Here is a 21,288-nt window from a genome sequence, read left to right on the forward strand (position 1 = left end):
GTCGTCGGTCGCCGATGCTCCGCATGGACTCCCTCCTCCGCCTTGCGATGCACGCACCCCAGCGCCGCCACGCCCGCCCTCCGGGCGGACGACGGGGGTTTGACGACACGCCCTAGGACCGACCCCGGCCGGACTTCGCCCGGATTTTCGCCCGGATTACTGAGCGACCGGGCCCGGGGAGTCGCACTCCCCGGGCCCTCGGACAAGCGGACGTCCGGACACCCGGACGGGTCAGGCCTGGCCCTCGGCCGCCTGCTCCTGCGCCACCTTGCGCTTCACCTCGGCCATGTCCAGCTTCCTGGCCTGGCCGATCAGGTCCTCGAACACCGACTCCGGCAGCGCACCGGCCTGCGAGAAGACGAGCACGCCCTCACGGACGATCGCCAGCGTGGGGATCGACTGGATCCCGAACGCGGAGGCCAGCTCCTGCTGCGCCTCGGTGTCCACCTTGGCGAAGACGAGGTCCGTGTGGCGCTCGGCCGCCTTCTCGTACACCGGGGCGAACTGGCGGCACGGCCCGCACCACCCGGCCCAGAAGTCGATGAAGACGAAGTCCTGGCCCTCCGGGCCCGGGACGATGTCGTCGAAGTTCTCCTTGGTCAGCTCGACCGTGCTGCTCATCTCGCGATTCCTTCCCTTCCGGAGGCGGCGCTACCGATCACGTGCTCGCGACAACCGTGCGCCCCGACGGGGTATTCCGGAGCCGCCCGCGCCGGGTAGCCGCCCGCGCCGGTAGCCACCTGGGCCGGTAGCCGCCCGCGCCGAGGCCGCCCGCGCCGCAGCCGTCCCCACCGGTTCAGCGCCCGGGCGCCGCTCACGGCGTGGAGCGGAAACCCCACGGGTGGGAGACCTGGTACGCCGCCAGCCGCTCGATCCGGGCCGGCCCCTGCACGCCGGGCCAGCGCGGGTTCGGCGTGCCGTCGCCGGTCAGGTGCTCCCGTCGCCAGATGCCGTTCCAGCCGACCCGCAGGGCGGGCTCGAAGCTGTGCCACCGTCCGCACGGGCACGGCTGCCGTACCCAGGCGCAGGTCCGGCAGAGTTCGGCCAGGCCGTGGCCGGTCGAGCGCGACAGCACCGGCCCCTCGTCCCCGCAGGCCGGGCAGCCGGGCAGTACGGCGCCGTCCAGCAGCGCGTTCTGCCGCCGGACGTAGTCGGGCAGCCGCAGCGGCGGGTGGAGGAAGGGGGCCGCCCGCCAGGCCGCGTCCGGTGCGCCCCACCAGGGGCGGTTCCACCACACCGGCTCGGTCGGTTGCCGCCGCCCGGCCCGCTTCTCCGCCCGGCGCCGCGCCTCGTACTCCCGCGCCCCGGCCAGCCACAGGACCCGCGCCTCGTGCAGCTCCTCCACGGCCCGCACCAGCGAGTCCGGGTCGGTCTCCATCAGCCGGGGCATCCGGGCGCTGAGCGTGAGGTGGTGGTAGGTGGCCCGGAAGCCGTACGGCGCGAAGCAGGTCAGGCAGGTCCGCAGGGCGTTGAGCCGCCGGCGCACCGGCAGCCGCTCGTCGTGCACCCGGGCCCGGTGGGTCAGGAAGCTGGTCACGGCTGCCCCGCGGCGACATCGAGGGCCGGCTGCATGCGTATCACCGGGCGATCATGCCGGACGGCCAGCCCGTCCGGCCAAGGCATTACCCCGCGTCCGCCGCGATCCGGGCCAGGACCCGGCCGCAGCGCCGGGCGAAGGCCCGCTGCGCGAGCGGCAGCAGCGGCCCCGCCAGCCGGGCGTACCGGGCGACCGGACGGCTGAAGGCGGTCACGCTGAACCAGACCGCCCCGTCCGCCTCCAGTTCGACCAGGAACGTTTCTTCGCCGCACGCCAGATGGCCGGCCCGGGTGCCGTAGGTGAAGCCGTACCGGTCCGGGCCGTCGACGGTGGCCAGCACCCGGTTGGGGGCGCCGGCCCGGAGCGGGCCGACGCCGATCGCGCAGTGCACGGCGACGCCGGGGGCGGCCCGGTCCGCGTCGGCGTCGATCCGCACGCCGGCCAGCCGGTGCATCCGCCAGCCGAGCAGGGCGGCCCCGGCCACCTCCAGGGCGGGGCGGCCCCGGCCGACGAGCGCCCGGTGCCGCAGGTGGCGGTACCCGCCGGGCAGGTGGCCGGTGGCGCTGGCGCCCTGCTCCGGGTAGCTGAGGTCGGTCATCGGTGGTCCTCCGTGGTGGTGATCCGGCGCCAGGCGAGCAGCGAGCAGAGCGCGAAGCCGAGCGCGTTGCCGACGCCGTGGGTGGCGGCCATCCAGGCCAGGGTGGGGTGGGGGAGCCCGGACGCCTGGCCGAGGGCCCACCACAGGGCGAGCAGCATGGTGAGGGCGAGGACGGCCGAGGAGGCGGTGAGCAGCCGGGCGGTGACCGGGTCGGCGGCGCGCGGCCGCAGGTCGCGCCAGGTGACCAGGCCGACCAGCCACATCCCGGTGGTGAGCACGCAGGCCCCGGCGAACTGGACCCAGGTGCCGAGGAAGTACCCGGCGAGCACCAGCAGCGTCCCGGCCGGCACGCTGAGCGCGGCGCAGCGGGCGGCGCCGGAACCCGCCCGGGTGCTGCGGCAGACCAGCCCGGCGACGAGGGCGGCGGTGAAGCCGGCGTAGTGGAAGTGCGGGACGGTCAGCGCCAGGACGTGCGGTTCGAAGCCGAACAGCGGGTAGCCGGAGCGCTCGGCGACCAGGGCGGTGCCGGCCACCGCGGGGGCGGCGAGCGCGGTGAGGACGGCGAGTTCGGCGGGCGCGAGCGAGCGGGTCCGGCGCAGCCGCAGCGGTGCGTGGAGGGCGACGGCCAGGGTGCCGAGCGCGTAGAGGGCGGCGCTGCCGGTGGCGAGGCCGCCGCGCGGGAGCCAGAGCGAGAGCGCGCCGGGGACGGCGGCGAGCGGCCAGAGCCGGCGGACGCGGGCGAGGCCGGGTTCGCCGATCAGGGCGAGGCCGAGCGGGACGACGGCGCCCATGCCGAGCAGGACCAGCAGGTTCACCAGCTCCGTCGTGCCCTTGCCCATGCCGGAAGCACCTCCTTGAACGTGTTCAAACCTTGGTCGTGGACGACTCTACGCCGCAGAGTTGAACGCGTTCAACTTGCTTCTGGTCCGCCTGCCCTGGTGTTCACGGTGGGTGCGGCGCACTCTGGAGGAGTAACCGGAGGAGTAATCGATGGAGGTGATCCGCCATGCAGACTCTGGTCGGTTGGCACATCGAGATGGAGTTCCACGAGGACGGCCCGCGCACGACCGCCGCGGCCATGCTGCGGCTGCGCGACGGCAGGGAACTACGGGCCCACGGCTACAGCAGCCGCCACCCCTCGGACCCGGAACAGCTGCGGGTCGGCGAGGAGATCGCGGGGGCCAGAGCCCTCAACGACCTGGCCTCGCAGCTGCTCACCAAGGCCCACGGCGAGATCCAGGAGGTCAGCCCGGTCCCGACCCACCCGCTGACGTGAGCGCCCCGCACCCGGACGGCGGCCACGCCGGCGGCCGGGCGCACCGTCCGCGCATCCCGCTGATCTGCCCGCGCTGCGGGCACGAACAGCGGGTCGTGCCCGGCGGCCCCGACCGGTCGGTCAGGGTCGTGCACGTGGCGACGGGCCGGGAGGCGTGCGAACCCGGGGACCTGGCGAAGGCGCCGGACGACGGGCCCTGAGAGCGGTCCCCGGCAGCGCGAACGCTTCGCCACACGAACGGCGCCGGGGGCCGGGCACGTCCGTGCCCGGCCCCCGGCCCTCGGCGCCACCAGGTCGCCCGACGGAGTCAGTTGACGCAGTACGTCGTCGGCAGCTGCCACTCGGGCCCGACCAGCCGCTGCTCCAGCTCGTTGAGCGTGATCCGGATGCCGACCGTCCCGGCCAGCCCGACCCGGAACCGGCTGCGGGCCAGCACGATCAGCGCCGTCAGGCCGTACTTGTTGATCAGCGAGGTGCGGTAGCGGGCGGTGTCGTCCGGGTCGCAGAGCCGTGCGCGGGCCGGCACCGGGCGTCCGGTCGGGCGCCCGTGGGCGTCGCACGGGCCGACCAGCACCCGGGGGTGGCGCCGGATCCGTTCGGCCTCCCCGGAGTGGGCCGGGGTCCAGACGCCGAGCGCGGTGCCGTCGGGCACCACCCAGATCTGCGAGTCCTGGCGGGTGCCGTCCTCGCCGAAGGTGGTGAGCAGGAGGTATCTGTTGTCGGCGAGCTGGTCGGATCGGTCGTGCATCTGTCCTCCCTCTGGCGTGGGGGCCGGGGCCGCGGGTCAGTGCCCGTGGCCCTCGGTGATCTCGCGGCACTCCTCGGCGGCGGGCTCGGCGATCCGGGCGTGTTCGCCGTGGAATCCGCGGGACAGCCGGGCGCGGGTGCGGCTGAGCACGCCCGCGCTCCGGGCGACTCCATTCTCGTCGACGGGGGCCGGCAGTTCGAGGGGGCGGGGCTGCTCGTGTGCGGTGAGCCGGTGCAGTTCGGCGGGCGCGAGCCCGGCGTGCACCTCGGTGAACTCGCCGTGCGGCAGGCGCCTGACGACGCCGGTCTCGCGTCCGTGCAGCACCTTGTCGCGGTCGCGGCGCTGGAGGCCGAGGCACCAGCGCTTGGTGATGACGAAGACGGCCACCGGGACGGCGAAGAAGCCGATCCGCACCGCGTAGGTGATGGCGTTGAGCGACAGGTACAGATGGGTGGCGATGAGGTCGTTGCCGCCGCCGGCCAGCATCACCAGGTAGAGGCTGATCCAGGCGGCACCGAGCGCGGTGCGGACGGGCGCGTTGCGCGGCCGGTCCAGCAGGTGGTGTTCGCGCTTGTCGTCGGTCACCCAGCTCTCGATGAACGGGTGGACCGCGATCGCGCCGAGGATCACCGGGAACAGCGTGAACGGGATCAGCACGCCGAGGTTGAGGGTGTGCCCCCAGAGCCCGACCTCCCAGCCGGGCATCACCCGGATCAGGCCCTCGGCGAAGCCCATGTACCAGTCGGGCTGGGCGTCGGTGGAGACCTGGTCGGGGCGGTACGGGCCGTACGCCCAGATCGGGTTGATGGTGGCGACGGCGGACATCAGCGCGACGATGCCGAAGACCAGGAAGAAGAACCCGCCGGCCTTGGCCAGGTAGACCGGCATCAGCGGCATGCCGACGACGTTCTTCTCGGTCTTGCCCGGGCCCGCCCACTGGGTGTGCTTGTGGTGGAAGACCAGGATCAGGTGCGCCACCAGCAGGCCGAGCATGATGCCGGGCACGAGCAGCACGTGGACGGTGAAGAACCGCGGGATGATGTCGTGTCCGGGGAACTCGCCACCGAACAGGAACATCTGGACGTAGGTGCCGACCAGCGGGATGGCCAGTACCACGCCCTCGATGAACCGGATGCCGGTGCCGGAGAGCAGGTCGTCCGGGAGCGAGTAGCCGAAGAAGCCGTCCAGCATGCCGAGGAAGAGCAGCAGGAAGCCGAAGACCCAGTTGACCTCGCGCGGCTTGCGGAACGCACCGGTGAAGAAGACCCGCATCATGTGCACGAACATGGCCGCGACGAAGACGACGGCGGCCCAGTGGTGGATCTGCCGGATCAGCAGCCCGCCGCGGACCTCGAAGCTGATGTCCACCGTGGAGGCGTAGGCCTGCGACATGGGCACGCCCTTGAGCGGGACGTACGAGCCGTCGTAGATCACCTCGCCCATGGAGGGCTTGAAGAACAGGGTCAGCCAGACGCCGGTCAGGATGATGATCAGGAAGGTGTACAGGCAGATCTCGCCCAGCATGAAGGACCAGTGGTCCGGGAAGATCTTGCGCAGGTTGGCCCTGGCCAGGGTGTGGATCCCCAGCCGGCCATCCGCCCAGTCGACGGCCCGCCGCCCCCGTCCTGGGTTCTGATTCCGGGTCATGTGCACGCACCTCAGTCGGAAGGAAGTGGGGATCATTCCCCGCTTCTCGCTGAGGTCACCATAATCGGGGAGTGATCCCCACTTCTACCCGGGGCGGCTGTGATCCAGACCCGGAACCGCAGACCCGGAACCGCAGACCCCGAAGCGGCGCCGACGCCGACGGTCGGCCCCGGAACCGCCGGCCCCGGAAACGGCGAGCGGCCGCCCGCGCTGTCCGGCGGTCCGGTGGGCGTCATCGTTGGCCACTCCTCGAAGGAGTTGAGCCACGACGCGCAGCCCACCATCGACTACAGCGTCGGAACCAACTTTGGTTGGGCCGAGTCGATGGACCCGGTGCTCCTGGGGGTGTCCGTGACGCAGGCGACGCATACGACGATGGGAGGACGGCGACCAAGACGTGGGGGACCGTCTACGTCAGCAACTGGGCCCCGGTCCTCTACCAACCCGGGGCACCGGTGCAGGACATCAGGGAGCCGTAGCAGTGCTGGACCGATCGTGACCCAGCACCGCTTCACAGGGGGTCGAAGGAGGGGAATGAGCTGCGCGAGGGGTATCTCCGGGAAGCTTCGCGCCGTTGTCGCGGGTTTGGCGTTCAGCGCCTGCGCGTGCACCACGGTGTCCGGGCAGACCGGCACCGGCGTCGGGGCGACTCCCGCGCCGACGGTGTCGGACCGGTCCGGCCAGATGACGCAGTTGATTCTGCAAACGGCCAAGGAGAGAGGGACAGCGCCTGCCGGTGACACGTTCACGGAGCTTCGGTTCAGCAACGGCTACGGGCCGGAGCTGATCTGGCAGGCGGAGAAGACCGGTGACATCTGTACGGCTTCGGATCGGGTGCTGTCCCGAGGCTGCGTGCCGCTCGCGGAGATTGCCAAGCGGCCGACGCCAGGAGTCGGCACCTTCATCGGTGCCAGCCTGTTCGAAGGCAACTGGTCGGTGCTGTTGATGGCCAACGGTGAAACGGTCGATCGCCTCTCGTGTCAGGGGCGGGACTTCCCGGTCCAGGCCGGGTACTCGATTCCCGTGGACGGCGTGCTCCACACCGTCTACACCGTCGCCATCCCCAGGAACCTCCAGGGCCAGTACCGGGTGGCCGTCCAGCGGGACGGTCAGTCTGCCGAGGAACGACTCGACATCAACATGGAGGAGAACTACGGCAACGCCGCTGTGCAGTGCTGAGCGGCCGACCGTGACCCTGCGGTGCCCCGCCTCCCAGCCCGGGAGGCGGGGCACCGCCTTGTCGTCTGCCGGGTGGGGGTGGGGCCAACGCGCCCGGCCCCGGAAACGGCGAGCGGTCCGCCCGGCGCCCCAGGAAGGGGACACCGGACGGGCCGCGTACGCACCCGAGTAACCCGCAGGCGTCAGTGCACCATCACCGGCACCTCGTCGTTCTTCGCCGCACCGGCGCCCGAAGCCGACGCCGCGTCCGGGCGACCGGCGTTCACGAGGGTGAAGGCGATCGCGGAGGCCGCCACCAGGATCCCGAAGGACACCCAGATCGCGGTCGTGAAGCCGTGCACCATGCCCTGGAACTGCAGGGCCTGGGCGGCCGCCGGCGACGTGGCCGCCGCGGCGGTCGCGTGCGAGGCCAGCCAACTGGTGGTGGCGCTGGCCGCGATGGTGTTCAGCAGCGCGGTGCCGATGGCGCCGCCGACCTGCTGCGAGGTGTTGACCATCGCCGAGGCGACGCCCGCGTCGCGCGGCTGGACGCCGTGCGTGGCCAGGCTCATCGCCGGCATGAACGCGGTGCCCATGCCGAGGCCCATCAGGACCAGGCCGGGCAGGATCAGCATCGGGTAGGAGGTGTCCAGACCGATGTTGCTCAGCAGCAGCATGCCGATCGAGGCGACCAGGAAGCCGGGGGCCATCAGGAACCGCGCCGGGACGCGGGTCATCAGCCGGGCGCCGATCTGGGTCGAGCCGGTGATCATGCCCGCCACCATCGGCAGGAACGCGACGCCGGTCAGCACCGGGCTGTAGCCGCGCACGAGCTGCAGGTAGTAGGTCAGGAACAGGAACAGGCCGAACATGCCGATCACGGCCAGGCCGAGCGACAGGTACACCCCGCCGCGGTTGCGGTCCAGCACCACGCGCAGCGGCAGCAGCGGGGCCTTGACCCGGCGCTCCACCAGGACGAACGCGGTCAGCAGCACGACGGCCGCGACGAACAGCGCCAGCGTGCTGGCGGCCATCCAGCCGCTGGACTCGGCGCGGGTGAAGCCGTACACCAGCGAGACCAGGCCGGTGGTCACCAGCAGCACGCCGGGGACGTCCAGCCGGTTGCGGTTGCGGCCCTCGGCGGGCTCGCGGATCACCAGGACGGCGCCCGCGGCGGCGACGATGGCGAACGGGACGTTGACGAAGAAGGTCCAGCGCCAGTTCATGTACTCGGTCAGCAGGCCGCCGAGGATCAGGCCGATCGCGCCACCGCCACCGGCGATCGCGCCGTAGATGCCGAAGGCCTTGGCGCGCTCCTTGGCCTCGGTGAAGGTCACCGCCAGCAGCGACAGCGCGGCCGGGGCGAGCAGCGCGCCGAACACGCCCTGGAGGGCGCGGGCGCCGAGCAGCATCGCGGTGTTGGCCGCGGCGCCGCCGAGCGCGGAGGCGAGTGCGAAGCCGGCCAGGCCGACCACGAAGGTCCGCTTGCGGCCCCAGAGGTCCGCGATCCGGCCGCCGAACAGCAGCAGGCCGCCGAAGGCCAGCGCGTAGGCGGTGATCACCCACTGGCGGTTGCCGTCGGAGATGCCCAGGTCCCGCTGGGCGGACGGCAGGGCGATGTTCACGATGGTGGCGTCCAGGACGACCATCAGCTGGGCGAGGCCGATGAATATCAGCGCCTTCCAGCGCCGGGGATCGGGCAGCGTCGCCGCTCGGGCGTCGGTTTCAGGCATGGGGGTACTCACTTCAGGGTGCGTGGCGTGCGACAGGGTTCGACCGCCGTACGGGGACGGCTGGTCGCCGTACGGGGGCGTGCGTCGGTGCGTGGCGTGCGGGGATCGGCTCCTGGCGGGCCGGTGGTCGGCGCGGTCCGGAGGGCGGGTCGGTCGGTCGGGGTGCCGCTGGTGGGTCAGTGGTGGGGTTGGAAGTCCTCGAAGGTCGCGGCCCGGCCGGGCAGCACCGAACGGGCCGGCGTGCGCAGCCCGTCCAGGAACAGCTGCAGGTGCCGGTGGACGAAGTCGTCGAGCAGCTGGCAGGACGTCCCCGGCAGCGGCCGGGTCAGCTGGCTGATCGCGATGAACAGGTCTCCGTGGTCGACGTCCGCCCGCAGCTCACCCGCCGCCCGGGCGCGCTCCATCAGACCGCTCACGGCGGCCGTCAGGCGCTCGCGGGCCTCGGTGAGGTCCGGGTCGAACGGGTCGACGTGGCTGGTGAACATCGGGCAGAGCGCGCCGAGCTTCTCCGCGACGGTCGCGTGCGCGAACCGCTGCAGGGCGTCGAACGGGACGCCGTCAGGGGCGTCCGCCTCGACCGTCGCCGTCTCGGCGAGGGCCAGGATACGGCTCTTGACGAGCAGCGCCACCTCGCGGACCAGCGCCGAGCGGTCCGGGAAGTTCCGGTACAGCGTGGCGTTGCCGACCCCGGCCCGCTTCGCGATCTCGTCCAGCGGCACGTCCGCGCCGTGCTCGACGAAGGCGTCGCGAGCCGCCAGGACGATCCGCTCCCGGTTGCGGGTCGCGTCAGCGCGCAGCTTGGGCGCACGGACGCTCTCCACGGGTCGGACCGGCTCGGTGGCGGCGGTGGTCACGGCGACTGCTCCTTCAGGATACCGGGGAAGTTCTCCCCGCTTCTGCCTACGAAAGACCAAACGGGGATTCCCTCCCCGGAAATTTCGCCTTTCGCTGTGACCTGGGTCACATTTCCCGTGCCACTCTTCCGAGCCACCCGCAACGAGCCCCCGGTCCGGACCGGCGCTGTCTGATCGTGGCTCTACGGTCACAGGCATGAGCCCCGACCCAGGAATGAGCGTCGAGATCGACGGCCCCGACCGACCGCAGTTGCTGACCGAAGAATTCGAGGAACTCGCCCGGCTCGCAGCCCGCACGATCGAAGGAGTCCGGTTGGAGTTCCTCAACGGGAGGCTGGGAGTCAAGCCCCTGCGGGACGGCAGCCACGGCCGGGTCCTCGAATGGCTGGTCCGCAGCTGCCTCCAGGCGCGGCCTGAGCTCTGGCTGCACAGCCATGGCCTGAGGGTCCAGGGTGCCCGAGGCGGCCGCGCGCACCCCGACGGCATGCTGGCGCCCTCCGAGGCCCTCACCGGGCAGGGGGAGTGGGTGGGCGCGGACGAGGCGCTGATGGTTGCCGAAGTCACCTCTTACGAATCCGTGGCCGACCATCGCGTCCGCGTCGAGAAGCCGCGCGCCTACGCCGAGACCGGCATCCCCGTCTACCTGTTGATCGACCGCGACTCCGCCGAGGTCACCGTCTACAGCCAGCCCGACGGCGTCCGTTACGAGACCGCGCAGATCCTCCCGTTCGGCAAGACCGTCCACCTCCCCGAGCCGGTGGGGATCTCGCTGGACACCGAGCCGCTCAAGAACTGGGTGCGCTGATCCCGGCCATGCCTCCCGGAACGCGCTACGCCCGTCGGATCAGGGCCTCCCTTTCGGATCACGTCGGGCGCGCGACGCCGGAGCACGCACCTCGCCGCGTTGTCGTCGGTCGCCGATGGCCCCCAGCCTTCGGCCGGGAGGTGCCCCCACCGCATGGACTCCCTCCTCCGCCTTGCGATGCACGCACTCCGACGCCGCGCGCTGATCCGACGTGATCCGAAAGGGAGGCCCTAGGCTGTGGGCGTCCCGGGCGGCCGGTGGGTCGTGGGAGTCGGGAGGGGCCCGGCGGCCGGGGGGCGAGGAGGTCCGCGATGGGCAGCGGTGAGACCGCCAAGGTGCGCTGCGTGGCGGCCGTTCCGTGCTGGGTGAGCCTGACGGCCCGGGACCTGGAGGGGGCGAAGGCGTTCTACGGGCCGCTGCTCGGCTGGGAGTTCGAGCCGGCGCCGGACCGCTTCGGCCCGTACCTGCACGCGGTGACCGGCGGGGAGGCGGTGGCCGGGCTGGGGGTCGCGGGCAGCGACTGGGCGATGCCGGTGGCGTGGACCAGCTACTTCGGTACGGAGAGCGCGGACGAGGCCGCCGACGCGGTGCGCGAGCGCGGCGCGACCCTGGCGGTGGGCCCGCTGGCCTTCGACGCCGGGCGGGTGGCCTTCGCGGCGGACCCGGCCGGGGCGGTGTTCGGCATCTGGGAGGGCCCGCTGGGCCGGGCCCGGCGGCTGGACCTGCCGGGCGCGCCGGTCTGGATCGAGCTGCGCACGCCGGACCCGTTCGCGGCGGCGCTGTTCTACGGGCAGGTGTTCCGCTGGGACGGCCGTGACCCGGAGCGGTTCGACGTCCGCTGGGAGCACGACCGGGTGGTGCTGCGGGCGGAGGGCCATAGCGTCGCCGCGCTGGCGAGGGAGCAGGCGGGCGGTGCGGCGGGGCTGCCGCCGCACTGGGAGGTGTCCTTCGCCGTCCCGGACGCCGACCGGGCGCTGGCCCGGGCCGTGGAGCTGGGCGGTTCGGCGGTGGGGGCCGCCTTCGACTCCCCGTACGGGCGGGTGGCCCGGTTGCAGGACCGGGAGGGCGGCCGCTTCGCGGTGATCAGCCCGAAGAACTGAGGCTCACGACCCCGCTGCGCCCGTTTCGGCGGGCCCCGCGTCCTCGGCGGTTTCCGCGCGTTCGGCCCGCAGCCGGTCGCCGAGCGCGGCGCGGGCGGTGGCGGGCAGGGCCTTGCGGGCGGCCGGGAAGAGCTGCTTCTCCTCGACGGCGAGGTGGCGCCGCAGGGTGTCGGCGAGGCCGCGCAGCAGGGTGTCGAAGGCCGGGTCGGCCGGGCCGAGGCCCTGGAGGTCGGAGAGGTACTGCCCGATCGCCAGGTGCTCGTGGATGCTGCCGAACACCAGCGCCCCGCCGTCCGGCACGTCGTGCTGCACGAGTGGGAAGAGGTGTTCCTCCTCGGCCGCGCAGTGGGTGAACAGCAGGTCGGTCAGCCGGGCCAGCAGGTCGGTGCGCTCGGCGGCGCCGGCGGGCGTCCGTTCGATCCGGTCGAGCAGCTCGGTGACCGCCCGGTGGTCGGCGGTGAACTCGCCGAGGATGTCCGGCCTGCGGCTCATGGCGTGCCCGCCTCTCGCACGGATCGTGGCCCCCGCTCCTTCCAGTATCCGGCGTCGGGCACCACGCCGGTCGCCGCAGGTCAGGGCCGCTCGCGCCACGCCGGCCGCCGGAGATCAGGCCGGTCGCGCCGCACCCCAGCCGCGCCGCACCCCAGCCGTGTCAGGGCCGGTCGCGCCGCCCGGTGAGGGCGAGCAGGCGGGTCTGCGGGCCGGCGTCGTCGGGGACGGGCAGGGGCGGGTCGAACAGGCCGCTCCCGGAGAGGTCCCCGTAGCCGGCGAACTCGCCGAGGGCGAAGTCGACGAGTTCCGCCGGGAGCCGGGTGTGCCGTCCGATGGCTTCGGCGAGGTCCCAGCTGTGGATGACGAGGTCGGTGGTGAGCTGGTCCAGGTAGTACTGCCCGGAGACGTCCCCGAAGGAGAGGTGGACGGTGAGTCCGGTGGCGCCGGGGACGGCGAAGGCGTCCCGGGCGGCGTCGGCGGCTTCCGTCCAGGCGGTGACCGGGTCGTCGCCGAGGACGTCGCCGTCGAAGCGGCCGCCGACTTCGGAGATGGTGGCGCCCATCAGCAGTTCGGGGATCCACAGCTGTTCGCCGGCGAGGTGGTTGACGAGTTCGCGGACGGACCAGTCGGCGCACGGGGTGGGGGCGTCCCACTGGCGGGGGGTGGTCAGCCGGACGCGTTCGCCGAAGGCGGCGAGGGCTTCGGGGTAGGGCGTGCCGGGTGTCGCGGTCCGCCGGTGCTGCCTGCGTTGGGCCATGTCTCCACCCTGCCCCGGGCGGGGTCGGGCCCGCGAGTTGTCCACGACCCGTCAGTTGTTCAAATTCGAACTCCAAGGTACGGTCGAGGAGTGGCCGGTTCAAATTTGAACAACAGCCGCGGGATGACCCGCCCGGCCGCGCCACCACACCCCTACGACCGATCCCGATCGATGGAGACGCGCATGCCGAGCAGCAGCCCGAGCACGACCGCCCCCACCACCACCGTCCTCCCGGGCCGGGTGACCCCCGACTCCGTGACGACCTCCCCGCACGCCTACGACGCCGGACTCCTGCTCCTGCGTCTGGCCCTCGGCCTGACGATGGCCGCGCACGGCAGCCAGAAGCTGTTCGGCTGGTTCGGCGGCGGCGGGATCGACGGCACCGGTCAGTTCTTCACCATGAGCGGTTACCCGGCGGGCAACGCCATGGCCGTGGTCGCCGGCCTCACCGAGACGCTCGGCGGACTCGCCCTCGCCGTCGGCCTGCTGACCCCGCTGGCGGGTGCCGCGATCGTCGGCACGATGGTCAACGCGATCGCCGTCACCTGGGGCGGCGGATTCTTCGCCCCGAAGGGCAGCGAGTACGAGCTGCTGCTCACGGCGGGTGCCGCCGCGCTCGCCCTGACCGGTCCGGGCCGCTACGCCGTGGACCGCTTCCTCCCGGTGCTGCGCGCCCACCGGCTGGCGTACGGCGCGGCGGCGGTCCTGGTCGGCCTGGTGACGGCGGGCGTGATCCTGCTGCTGCGGAAGTAGCCGAGCGGGGCGTCAACCCCCAAGCGCAGGGGCCGTGCCGGCGATTCGCCGGCACGGCCCCTGCGTCGTTCCTCCGCGAATCGCTCACAGGAGCGGGGCTATCCAACGTCATGTGATGTGTGCCATGGTACATGTCACACTCCCCACCGTGTGCACGACGGAACCGCCCACGAGGCGCCGTCGCCAACGGTCCTCACCACCCCACCGGCCGCACCCCCAATGCGGCCGACGACGGCCCGGAGGCCCCCACGTGAGTTCCGCGCGTCTGCTGCGACTCCCGCAGCTGGCAAGGCTGTTAGTACTCGCCCTGACCATGTTCCTGACGATCGGCCTGTTCGCCCCACAGAGCAAGGCCGCCCCCGCCGCCGTCCCCGGCGGCGCGTCCGCCCCCACCACCCCCGCCGGACCGGCGCCGCAGCCCGCCGTCGGCGCCCCCGAACGCGGCCACACCGACCGGCAGTTCGCCTCTGCCGACCAGCGGGCCCCGCTCCCGCTCGACACCCGGCCGGCCGAGGCCCGGCCGACCGCCAAGGCCTTCTCCCTCGGCGCGGCGGCCGCACAGCCCTGCAACGTCGGCGACTTCACCGGCCGGACGGGCGGCGACCTGGTCCAGCACATCAAGGCCGCCGACATCCAGTGCATCAACGGGCTCTTCCAGCTCACCGGCGCGGACGCGAGGGGCGCGTTCCGTGAGGAGCAGATGACCACCGTGGCGTACGCGCTGCGCGACGCGTCCGGCAGCTACCCGGGCGACAACTCGACCTCCGTCGAGCAACTGGTGCTGTACCTGCGCGCCGGGTACTTCGCGCAGTGGTACCACAAGGACGACGTCGGCACCTACGGCACCGCCCTCCAGACGGCGATCCGTTCCGGGCTGGACGCCTTCTTCGGCGGCGCGCACGTGCGGGACGTCGCCGCGGGCAACGCACCAATCCTGGGCGAGGCCGTCACCCTGATCGACAGCGCGCAGGAGAACATCCGCTACCTCCCGGTGGTCAAGCAGCTGCTGAACGACTACAGCAGCGCCACCTGGAACCCGGCCGGCATGGCCTGGGCGGTGAACCCGGTCTTCACGGTGCTGTTCCGCGGCCACCAGGTGACCGGCTTCGACGCGGCGGTCGAGGCCGACCCGAGCGTGCTCGACGCGCTGTCCGGCTTCGCGACCCGCAACAACGACCAGCTCGGTGGCGACTTCGGCGTGCTGGTCTACAACGCGGCCAAGGAGCTGACCCGCTTCCTGAAGGACGCGGCGCTCCAGCCCAAGGTCCGTCCGCTCGCCAAGTCGCTGGTCGCGCAGTCCGCGCCGAACGGTCGCACCGTCTACCAGTGGGCCGCGGTCGCGGACGGGGTCGGCTACTACGACGCCGCCAACTGCGCCTACTACGGCACCTGCAACGCCTCCGACCAGCTCAAGGCGGGCGTGCTGACGGTCAGCTACACCTGCAGCCCGAGCATCAAGCTGATCGCCCAGGCGCTGGACAACACCCAGCTGGGCACCGCCTGCACCAGCCTCACCGGCCAGGACGCGTACTTCCACTCGGTGGTGCGCGACAACGGCCCGGTCAAGGACGACAGCAACACCACGATCGAGGTGGTGGTCTTCCACTCCTCCCTGGACTACCAGGTGCTGGCCGCGGCCATCTACGGCATCGACACCAACAACGGCGGCATGTACCTGGAGGGCGACCCGGCCAAGGCCGGCAACCAGCCGCGCTTCCTCTGCTACGAGGCCGAGTGGGCCCGCCCGTCGTTCGAGATCTGGAACCTCAACCACGAGTACACCCACTACCTCGACGGCCGGTTCGACATGTACGGCGACTTCAACGCCGGCATGACCACCCCGACCGTCTGGTGGGTCGAGGGCTTCGCCGAGTACATCTCGTACTCGTACCGCAAGGTGACCAACGACGCCGCCATCGCGGCGGCCGCCCGGCACACCTACAAGCTGAGCGACCTCTTCGACACCGCCTACGGTGACCAGGACCGGGTCTACCGCTGGGGCTACCTCGCCGTCCGCTACATGCTGGAGCAGCACCGCGGCGACCTGGACTCCGTCCTCGCCAAGTACCGGGCGGGCGACTGGGCCGGCGCCCGCACCCTGCTCAAGACCACCATCGGCACCCGCTACGACGCCGGCTTCGACAGCTGGCTGACGGCGTGCGCCAACGGCGCCTGCGCCTCCGGGGGCGGCACGCCCACCCAGCCGCAGCTGCCGGAGTGCGCCGGCACCGACATCCGCAAGCTGGACGCCAACTGCGCCCGCAGCAACATCGCGGCGACCACCGGCAACTACGCGCACTTCTACCTCCTGGTGCCGGCCGGCACCAAGCAGGTGAAGGTCACCACCAGCGGCGGCACCGGCAACGGCGACCTCTACTACAACCCGGCCTCCTGGGCGTACACCGACGCCAGCACGGCGCACTCGTCGGGTCCGGACAACTCCGAGACCCTGACGATCACCAACCCGCCGGCCGGCTACGTCTACTTCAGCCTCTACGCCCAGCAGGGCTTCAGCGGGGTGACCGTCACGAGCGAACTCTGACCGGACGCTCGTCGAGCGACCGAAACACGGACAGGTGACCGCCCCGGCGGAGCGCTTCGGCGCCCCGCCGGGGCGGGTCCGTTCCCGCTGGCGGCTACTCGCCGATCCGGACCAGCGCCAGGGTGATGTTGTCCGGCCCGCCGGCCGCGATCGCCGCCTTCCAGAGCTCGAACGCGGCCCTCCCGTCGGCGCGGTCGGAGCCGTCGTGCGGCCGGGCGAGCAGCGCGGCCAGCTCCTCCTCCGGCACCGGGTCGGTCAGGCCGTCGCTGCACACCAGGTAGCGGTCGCCGGCGGCCAGCGGTGCGGCGCGCACGTGCGGTTCGACGAAGGTCAGCCCGAGCGAGCCGCCCAGGGTCTGGGTGACCACCGAGGTGGTGCGCCGGCCGGGCGGCAGCGGCGGGCTGTCGTCCACGCTCACCCGGTGCAGCCCGTCCGGGGTGACCTGGTAGACCCGGCTGTCGCCCACGTTGAAGGCCACCGCCCGGCCGGGCAGCAGCACCAGGCCGGCCACCGTGGTGCCCATCGCGGCCAGCTCGGGTTCGCCGGCGGCGGCCGCGTACACCGCCCGGTTGCAGTCCTGGAGTTCCTCCCGGACGGCCTCCTCGCTGTCCAGTCCGGCGCCGTCGGCGGCCAGTCGGCGGGCCACCAGGGCGCTGGCGACCTCGCCGCCGGGGTGGCCGCCCAGGCCGTCCGCCACGGCGACCACGCAGGGCGGGCCGAGCGGGAACAGCAGGGTCTGCGGGTTGCCGGTCACGGTGGCGCAGAGTGTCCACGGCCCGACCGTGAGGCTGTCCTCGTTGTGCTGGCGCACCAGGCCCTCGTGGCTCAGCGCGCTCACCGCGATGTACGTCGCCATCGGTTCGCCGCCCTTCCGGAGCTCCTCCCCCAAGTGTGGGCGGGAATAACGATCCGCACCCGGGTGCTAAGGTGGTTGAAAGTTTAACGATCCGCCCCGAGAACCCCGTGCGCCCCGAGCGCCCGGGCGAGGGGCCGACCTGGAGTGTGGTGAGCAGCATGCAGTTCGGAATCTTCACCGTCGGCGACGTCACCCCCGACCCGACCACCGGCCGCACCCCGAGCGAGCACGAGCGGATCAAGGCCATGGTGGCCATCGCGCGCAAGGCCGAGGAGGTCGGCCTCGACGTCTTCGCGACCGGCGAGCACCACAACCCGCCGTTCGTCCCGTCCTCGCCGACGACCATGCTCGGCTACATCGCCGCGCAGACCGACCGCATCATCCTCTCCACCTCGACCACGCTGATCACCACCAACGACCCGGTGAAGATCGCCGAGGACTTCGCGATGCTCCAGCACCTCGCCGACGGCCGGGTGGACCTCATGATGGGCCGCGGCAACACCGGCCCGGTCTACCCGTGGTTCGGCAAGGACATCCGCCAGGGCATCCCGCTCGCGATCGAGAACTACGCGCTGCTGCACCAGCTCTGGCGCGAGGAGGTGGTGGACTGGCAGGGCCGCTTCCGCACCCCGCTGCAGTCCTTCACCTCCACCCCGCGCCCGCTGGACGGCGTCGCGCCGTTCGTCTGGCACGGCTCGATCCGCAGCCCGGAGATCGCCGAGCAGGCCGCCTACTACGGGGACGGCTTCTTCGCGAACAACATCTTCTGGCCCAAGGAGCACTTCCAGAAGCTGGTCGACCTCTACCGCGAGCGCTACGCCCACTACGGCCACGGCACGCCCGAGCAGGCGTACGTCGGCCTCGGCGGGCAGGTGTTCATGCGGCGCAACTCGCAGGACGCGGTGCGGGAGTTCCGCCCGTACTTCGACAACGCGCCGGTGTACGGGCACGGGCCCTCGCTGGAGGAGTTCACCGAGCAGACCCCGCTGACCGTGGGCAGCCCGCAGGAGGTCATCGAGAAGACGCTGGCCTTCCGCGAGTCCTTCGGCGACTACCAGCGCCAGCTGTTCCTGATGGACCACGCCGGCCTGCCGCTGAAGACTGTGCTGGAGCAGCTGGACCTGCTCGGCGAGGAGGTCGTGCCGGTGCTGCGCGAGGAGTTCGCCAGGAACCGCCCGGCCGCGGTGCCGGACGGGCCGACGCACGCCGCGCGGGTCGCGGCCCGCAACGAGGAGTCCGTCGACGGGGAGTCCCTCGGTGGGAAGTCCGTCGGCGGGGAGACCATGGAGGTGGCCAAGTGACCGCGTACCGGCTGGTGGTGGTGAGCGCCGGGCTGAGCAAGCCGTCCTCGACCCGGCTGCTGGCCGATCGCCTCTACGATTCGACGGTCCGTCAACTGTCCGGTGGTGGGCGACAGGTGGACGTCACGGTGGTCGAACTGCGCGACCTGGCCACGGAGATCGCCCACCACTTCGTCACCGGCTTCCCCGGCGCGGCGCTGCGCGGGGCGATCGACGCGGTGACCGGGGCGGACGCGGTGATCGCGGTGACGCCGATCTTCACCGCCTCCTACAGCGGCCTGTTCAAGTCGTTCTTCGACCTGGTCGACCACGACGCGCTCACCGGCAAGCCGGTGCTGATCGCCGCCACCGGCGGCACGCCCCGGCACTCGCTCGCCCTGGAGCACGCCGTCCGGCCACTGTTCAGCTACCTGCGCGCGGTGGTGGTGCCGACCGCCGTCTACGCGGCCACCGGCGACTGGGGCGCGGCGGGGGACGGGCTCACCGACGGCCTCCCGGGCCGGATCGACCGCGCGGCGGGCGAACTGGCGGCCCTGCTGGCCGGCCGCGGCCCGGCGGCGCCGGCGCTGCCCGAACAGGTGGTGCCGTTCGCCGAGCAACTGGCGGCCCTGCGCGGCTGACAGCCGGGGTGGAAGGGGCGGGCGCGTGACGGCGCGTCCGCCCCTTCCGCGTGCCCACCGGCCGCGGGCGCCCCCGAACGGCCTCGGCGGACGGCGCGTCCGGGAGGGCCGTTCGGGGGAGTGCCGCCCGCGCCGAATGGTCCGCTATGGGGTGTAATCGTACGCATGATCAGATGTCCGCTGGTCCGTCACGCCGTCGGCCCGCCCGGCCGGCGGCAGCCGCGGCACGCTGACCACCGGCCATGAGCGGGACGCCGCCCGGCCTCCCGCGCCACCGTGGAGGAACCCTCGCCATGCAGGCCGAACCGCAAGCCGTGCTCTCCCCGCTGACCAGCGCGGCGGTCTTCCTGGTCCTCACCGTCGAGCCCGGCGGCGAGGACGCCGTCCGCGACCTGCTGCCCGACCTCGCCGGGCTGCGCCGCGCGGTCGGCTTCCGGGCCCCCGAGGGCGGCCTCACCTGCGTCACCGGCATCGGCTCGGACGCCTGGGACCGCCTCTTCGACGGCCCCAGGCCGGCCGACCTGCACCCCTTCCGGGAGGTGGCCGGCACCCGCCACCGGGCCCCGGCCACTCCCGGCGACCTGCTGCTGCACCTGCGGGCCGCCCGGATGGACCTCTGCTTCGAGCTGGCCGGCCGGCTCACCGGCCGGCTGGCCGGGGCGGCCACCGTGGTGGACTCCGTCCAGGGCTTCAAGTACTTCGACGACCGGGACCTGCTCGGCTTCGTCGACGGCACCGAGAACCCCGAGGGCCGGGCCGCCGAGACCGCCGCCGTGGTCGGCGCCGAGGACCAGGCCTTCACCGGCGGCAGCTACGTCATCGTCCAGAAGTACCTGCACGACCTGGACGCGTGGAACGCGCTGAGCGTCGAGGACCAGGAACGGGCGGTCGGCCGCACCAAGCTCACCGACATCGAGTTCGACGACGACGCCAAACCGGCCGACTCGCACGTCGCGCTCAGCACCGTGACCGGGCCTGGCGGCGAGCAGCGGCAGATCGTCCGCTACAACATGGCCTTCGGCTCGTTCGACCGCGGCGGCGAGTTCGGCACCTACTTCATCGGCTACGCACGCGATCCGGAGGTGACCGAGGAGATGCTGCGCAACATGTTCGTGGGCCGCCCGCCCGGCACCACCGACCGGCTGCTCGACTTCTCCACCGCCGTCACCGGCTCGCTGTTCTTCGTCCCGACCGCCGACTTCCTCGGCGCCCCGCCGCCCGCGCCGTCGGCGCCCCCGGTGCGGTCGGCGCCGCCCGCTCCGCCCGCGCCGAGTGCTCCCCCCGCGACCGGCTCGCTCGGCATCGGCAGCCTGCGCGGCACGCCCTGAACCGGACCTCCCGACAAGGACCCGCACCATGAACAACCTGCACCGCGACCTCGCCCCCGTCTCCGCCGCAGCCTGGGCGGAGATCGAGGAGGAGGCCCGCCAGACCTTCAAGCTCCACATCGCCGGCCGCCGCGTGGTCGACCTGAACGGCCCCGACGGCTCCACCCTCGCCGCCGTCGGCACCGGCCACCTGACCGGCATCGAACCGCCCGCCGACGGCGTCCAGGCCCACGCCCGCGCCGCCCAGCCGGTGGTCGAGCTGCGCGTCCCCTTCACCGTCCGCCGCGAGGCCGTCGACGACGTCGAGCGCGGCTCCCGCGACTCCGACTGGCAGCCGGTGAAGGACGCCGCCCGCACCATCGCCCTCGCCGAGGACCGCGCCGTCTTCGAGGGCTACCGCGCCGCCGCCATCGAGGGCATCCGGGCCGGCTCCACCAACCCGCCGGTCCGGCTCCCCGAGGACGTCCGCGAGTACCCCGAGGCCGTCAGCCGCGCCCTCACCGCGCTGCGCCTGGCCGGCGTCGGCGGCCCCTACTCGCTCCTGCTCGGCGCGGACACCTTCACCGCCGTCAACGAGACCAGCGACCACGGCTACCCCGTCCACAACCACCTCGCCCGCCTCCTCGACGGGGACATCATCTGGGCCCCCGCCATCGAGGGCGCCCTCCTCCTCTCCACCCGGGGCGGCGACTTCGAACTCTTCCTCGGCCAGGACGTCTCCGTCGGCTACCTCTCCCACGACGCCGACACCGTGCGGCTCTACCTCCAGGAGTCCCTCACCTTCCGCGTCTACACGGGGGAGGCCGCCGTGGTGCTGGCCGCATGAGGGCGCTGAGGGCGCCCTGAGGCCCAGCGCACACCGGGAAGGGTACTGAGTTCCTTTACCAGGGGTACTGAGTGCCGTATCCTCTTCGTGGAGCCTCCGACACCAGTCGAAGAGCGCCGACACGGTATGCCGGTCCAGGTGGCGCTCAGGGCGCGCAGGGCGCGGCCGGGCCGGGATTGGCACTCAGTACCCTCGGCATGACGTGAGGCCATCGACCAGTGCGACCGTGACAGGAGAACCACTCATGAGCTTGAGGATCGTCGTCTGTGTGAAGTACGTGCCGGACGCGACGGGTGACCGTCGGTTCGCGGACGACCACACCACCGACCGGGAGGGTGTGGACGGCCTTCTGTCGGA

General features: G+C 72.6%; 21 protein-coding genes and 2 pseudogenes. 12 read left to right on the top strand and 11 right to left on the bottom strand.

Annotated elements, in window-relative coordinates; genetic code table 11:
- Nucleotides 1–231 precede the first annotated feature (231 nt).
- The 4 genes and pseudogenes from ACFWPT_RS38785 to ACFWPT_RS38800 form a co-directional block, all read right to left on the bottom strand.
- Nucleotides 232–633, bottom strand: a pseudogene (locus ACFWPT_RS38785) (thioredoxin family protein); the annotation flags it as partial.
- Between the two features lie 181 nt (nt 634–814).
- Complete coding sequence (locus tag ACFWPT_RS38790) at nt 815–1,537, bottom strand: hypothetical protein (RefSeq protein ID WP_380487624.1); 723 nt, start codon at nt 1,535–1,537, stop codon at nt 815–817.
- An 85-nt stretch (nt 1,538–1,622) separates the two neighbouring features.
- The gene (locus ACFWPT_RS38795; RefSeq protein ID WP_363371254.1) at nt 1,623–2,135 is read right to left on the bottom strand and encodes a DUF1990 domain-containing protein; all 513 of its coding nucleotides are present in this window, start codon (nt 2,133–2,135) and stop codon (nt 1,623–1,625) included.
- The gene (locus tag ACFWPT_RS38800; protein WP_363371256.1) at nt 2,132–2,974 is read right to left on the bottom strand and encodes a YndJ family protein; all 843 of its coding nucleotides are present in this window, start codon (nt 2,972–2,974) and stop codon (nt 2,132–2,134) included. The genes ACFWPT_RS38795 and ACFWPT_RS38800 overlap by 4 nt, the downstream gene beginning before the upstream one ends.
- Nucleotides 2,975–3,141: 167 nt before the next feature.
- Here ACFWPT_RS38800 and ACFWPT_RS38805 point away from each other — a divergent pair, with 167 nt between their 5' ends.
- Both ACFWPT_RS38805 and ACFWPT_RS38810 read left to right on the top strand, forming a co-directional pair.
- On the top strand, nt 3,142–3,411 hold the full coding sequence (locus ACFWPT_RS38805) for a DUF1876 domain-containing protein (RefSeq protein ID WP_380487627.1): 270 nt from the start codon (nt 3,142–3,144) through the stop codon (nt 3,409–3,411).
- Nucleotides 3,408–3,611, top strand: a complete 204-nt coding sequence (locus tag ACFWPT_RS38810) for a hypothetical protein (protein WP_380380803.1) — start codon at nt 3,408–3,410, stop codon at nt 3,609–3,611. Before ACFWPT_RS38805 ends, ACFWPT_RS38810 begins: the two co-directional genes overlap by 4 nt.
- Nucleotides 3,612–3,718: 107 nt before the next feature.
- On the opposite strand, the gene ACFWPT_RS38815 is transcribed toward ACFWPT_RS38810, so the two are convergent.
- Together ACFWPT_RS38815 and ACFWPT_RS38820 are read right to left on the bottom strand one after the other, a co-directional pair.
- Entirely contained in the window at nt 3,719–4,159 is a 441-nt protein-coding gene (locus ACFWPT_RS38815) for a PPOX class F420-dependent oxidoreductase (protein ID WP_363371258.1), read from the bottom strand.
- A gap of 36 nt (nt 4,160–4,195) precedes the next feature.
- Nucleotides 4,196–5,806 (bottom strand): cytochrome bc complex cytochrome b subunit, encoded by a 1,611-nt coding sequence (locus ACFWPT_RS38820; protein WP_380487630.1) that lies wholly within the window; start codon nt 5,804–5,806, stop codon nt 4,196–4,198.
- Between the two features lie 534 nt (nt 5,807–6,340).
- Between ACFWPT_RS38820 and ACFWPT_RS38825 the strand changes: the two genes are divergently transcribed.
- Entirely contained in the window at nt 6,341–6,985 is a 645-nt protein-coding gene (locus ACFWPT_RS38825; RefSeq protein ID WP_380341149.1) for a hypothetical protein, read from the top strand.
- Nucleotides 6,986–7,167: 182 nt separating this feature from the next.
- Here the strand turns inward: ACFWPT_RS38825 and ACFWPT_RS38830 are convergent, their stop codons facing one another.
- Together ACFWPT_RS38830 and ACFWPT_RS38835 are read right to left on the bottom strand one after the other, a co-directional pair.
- Nucleotides 7,168–8,697: an MFS transporter gene (locus tag ACFWPT_RS38830; RefSeq protein WP_380487634.1), complete on the bottom strand. Its 1,530-nt coding sequence runs from the start codon at nt 8,695–8,697 to the stop codon at nt 7,168–7,170.
- A 176-nt stretch (nt 8,698–8,873) separates the two neighbouring features.
- Nucleotides 8,874–9,551 (bottom strand): TetR/AcrR family transcriptional regulator, encoded by a 678-nt coding sequence (locus ACFWPT_RS38835; RefSeq protein WP_380346418.1) that lies wholly within the window; start codon nt 9,549–9,551, stop codon nt 8,874–8,876.
- A gap of 196 nt (nt 9,552–9,747) precedes the next feature.
- Between ACFWPT_RS38835 and ACFWPT_RS38840 the strand changes: the two genes are divergently transcribed.
- Both ACFWPT_RS38840 and ACFWPT_RS38845 read left to right on the top strand, forming a co-directional pair.
- Complete coding sequence (locus ACFWPT_RS38840; protein WP_380380846.1) at nt 9,748–10,356, top strand: Uma2 family endonuclease; 609 nt, start codon at nt 9,748–9,750, stop codon at nt 10,354–10,356.
- A gap of 311 nt (nt 10,357–10,667) precedes the next feature.
- Complete coding sequence (locus tag ACFWPT_RS38845; RefSeq protein ID WP_380380848.1) at nt 10,668–11,456, top strand: VOC family protein; 789 nt, start codon at nt 10,668–10,670, stop codon at nt 11,454–11,456.
- A 3-nt stretch (nt 11,457–11,459) separates the two neighbouring features.
- On the opposite strand, the gene ACFWPT_RS38850 is transcribed toward ACFWPT_RS38845, so the two are convergent.
- Nucleotides 11,460–11,948 carry a hemerythrin domain-containing protein gene (locus tag ACFWPT_RS38850; RefSeq protein ID WP_380487637.1) on the bottom strand — a complete coding sequence of 163 codons (489 nt, stop codon included), beginning with the start codon at nt 11,946–11,948 and terminating at the stop codon, nt 11,460–11,462.
- Nucleotides 11,949–12,108: 160 nt separating this feature from the next.
- Nucleotides 12,109–12,705 (bottom strand): TIGR03086 family metal-binding protein, encoded by a 597-nt coding sequence (locus ACFWPT_RS38855; RefSeq protein ID WP_380487639.1) that lies wholly within the window; start codon nt 12,703–12,705, stop codon nt 12,109–12,111.
- Between the two features lie 183 nt (nt 12,706–12,888).
- Between ACFWPT_RS38855 and ACFWPT_RS38860 the strand changes: the two genes are divergently transcribed.
- Nucleotides 12,889–13,458 carry a DoxX family protein gene (locus tag ACFWPT_RS38860; RefSeq protein WP_380380854.1) on the top strand — a complete coding sequence of 190 codons (570 nt, stop codon included), beginning with the start codon at nt 12,889–12,891 and terminating at the stop codon, nt 13,456–13,458.
- Between the two features lie 313 nt (nt 13,459–13,771).
- On the top strand, nt 13,772–16,000 hold the full coding sequence (locus ACFWPT_RS38865; RefSeq protein WP_380380747.1) for a M9 family metallopeptidase: 2,229 nt from the start codon (nt 13,772–13,774) through the stop codon (nt 15,998–16,000).
- Between the two features lie 94 nt (nt 16,001–16,094).
- On the opposite strand, the gene ACFWPT_RS38870 is transcribed toward ACFWPT_RS38865, so the two are convergent.
- Complete coding sequence (locus ACFWPT_RS38870; protein WP_380380745.1) at nt 16,095–16,856, bottom strand: PP2C family protein-serine/threonine phosphatase; 762 nt, start codon at nt 16,854–16,856, stop codon at nt 16,095–16,097.
- Between the two features lie 158 nt (nt 16,857–17,014).
- Between ACFWPT_RS38870 and ACFWPT_RS38875 the strand changes: the two genes are divergently transcribed.
- The 5 genes and pseudogenes from ACFWPT_RS38875 to ACFWPT_RS38895 form a co-directional block, all read left to right on the top strand.
- Complete coding sequence (locus ACFWPT_RS38875) at nt 17,015–18,157, top strand: LLM class flavin-dependent oxidoreductase (RefSeq protein ID WP_380380743.1); 1,143 nt, start codon at nt 17,015–17,017, stop codon at nt 18,155–18,157.
- Nucleotides 18,154–18,777 carry an FMN reductase gene (locus ACFWPT_RS38880; RefSeq protein WP_380380741.1) on the top strand — a complete coding sequence of 208 codons (624 nt, stop codon included), beginning with the start codon at nt 18,154–18,156 and terminating at the stop codon, nt 18,775–18,777. Before ACFWPT_RS38875 ends, ACFWPT_RS38880 begins: the two co-directional genes overlap by 4 nt.
- Before the next feature lie 293 nt (nt 18,778–19,070).
- The gene (locus ACFWPT_RS38885; RefSeq protein ID WP_380380739.1) at nt 19,071–20,105 is read left to right on the top strand and encodes a Dyp-type peroxidase; all 1,035 of its coding nucleotides are present in this window, start codon (nt 19,071–19,073) and stop codon (nt 20,103–20,105) included.
- A gap of 28 nt (nt 20,106–20,133) precedes the next feature.
- Nucleotides 20,134–20,931 (top strand): family 1 encapsulin nanocompartment shell protein, encoded by a 798-nt coding sequence (locus tag ACFWPT_RS38890; RefSeq protein WP_363371484.1) that lies wholly within the window; start codon nt 20,134–20,136, stop codon nt 20,929–20,931.
- Nucleotides 20,932–21,175: 244 nt separating this feature from the next.
- Nucleotides 21,176–21,288 (top strand): annotated as a pseudogene (locus ACFWPT_RS38895) (electron transfer flavoprotein subunit beta); the annotation flags it as partial.

The sequence above is a fragment of the Kitasatospora sp. NPDC058478 genome, from assembly GCF_042720345.1.
GTDB lineage: Bacteria > Actinomycetota > Actinomycetes > Streptomycetales > Streptomycetaceae > Kitasatospora.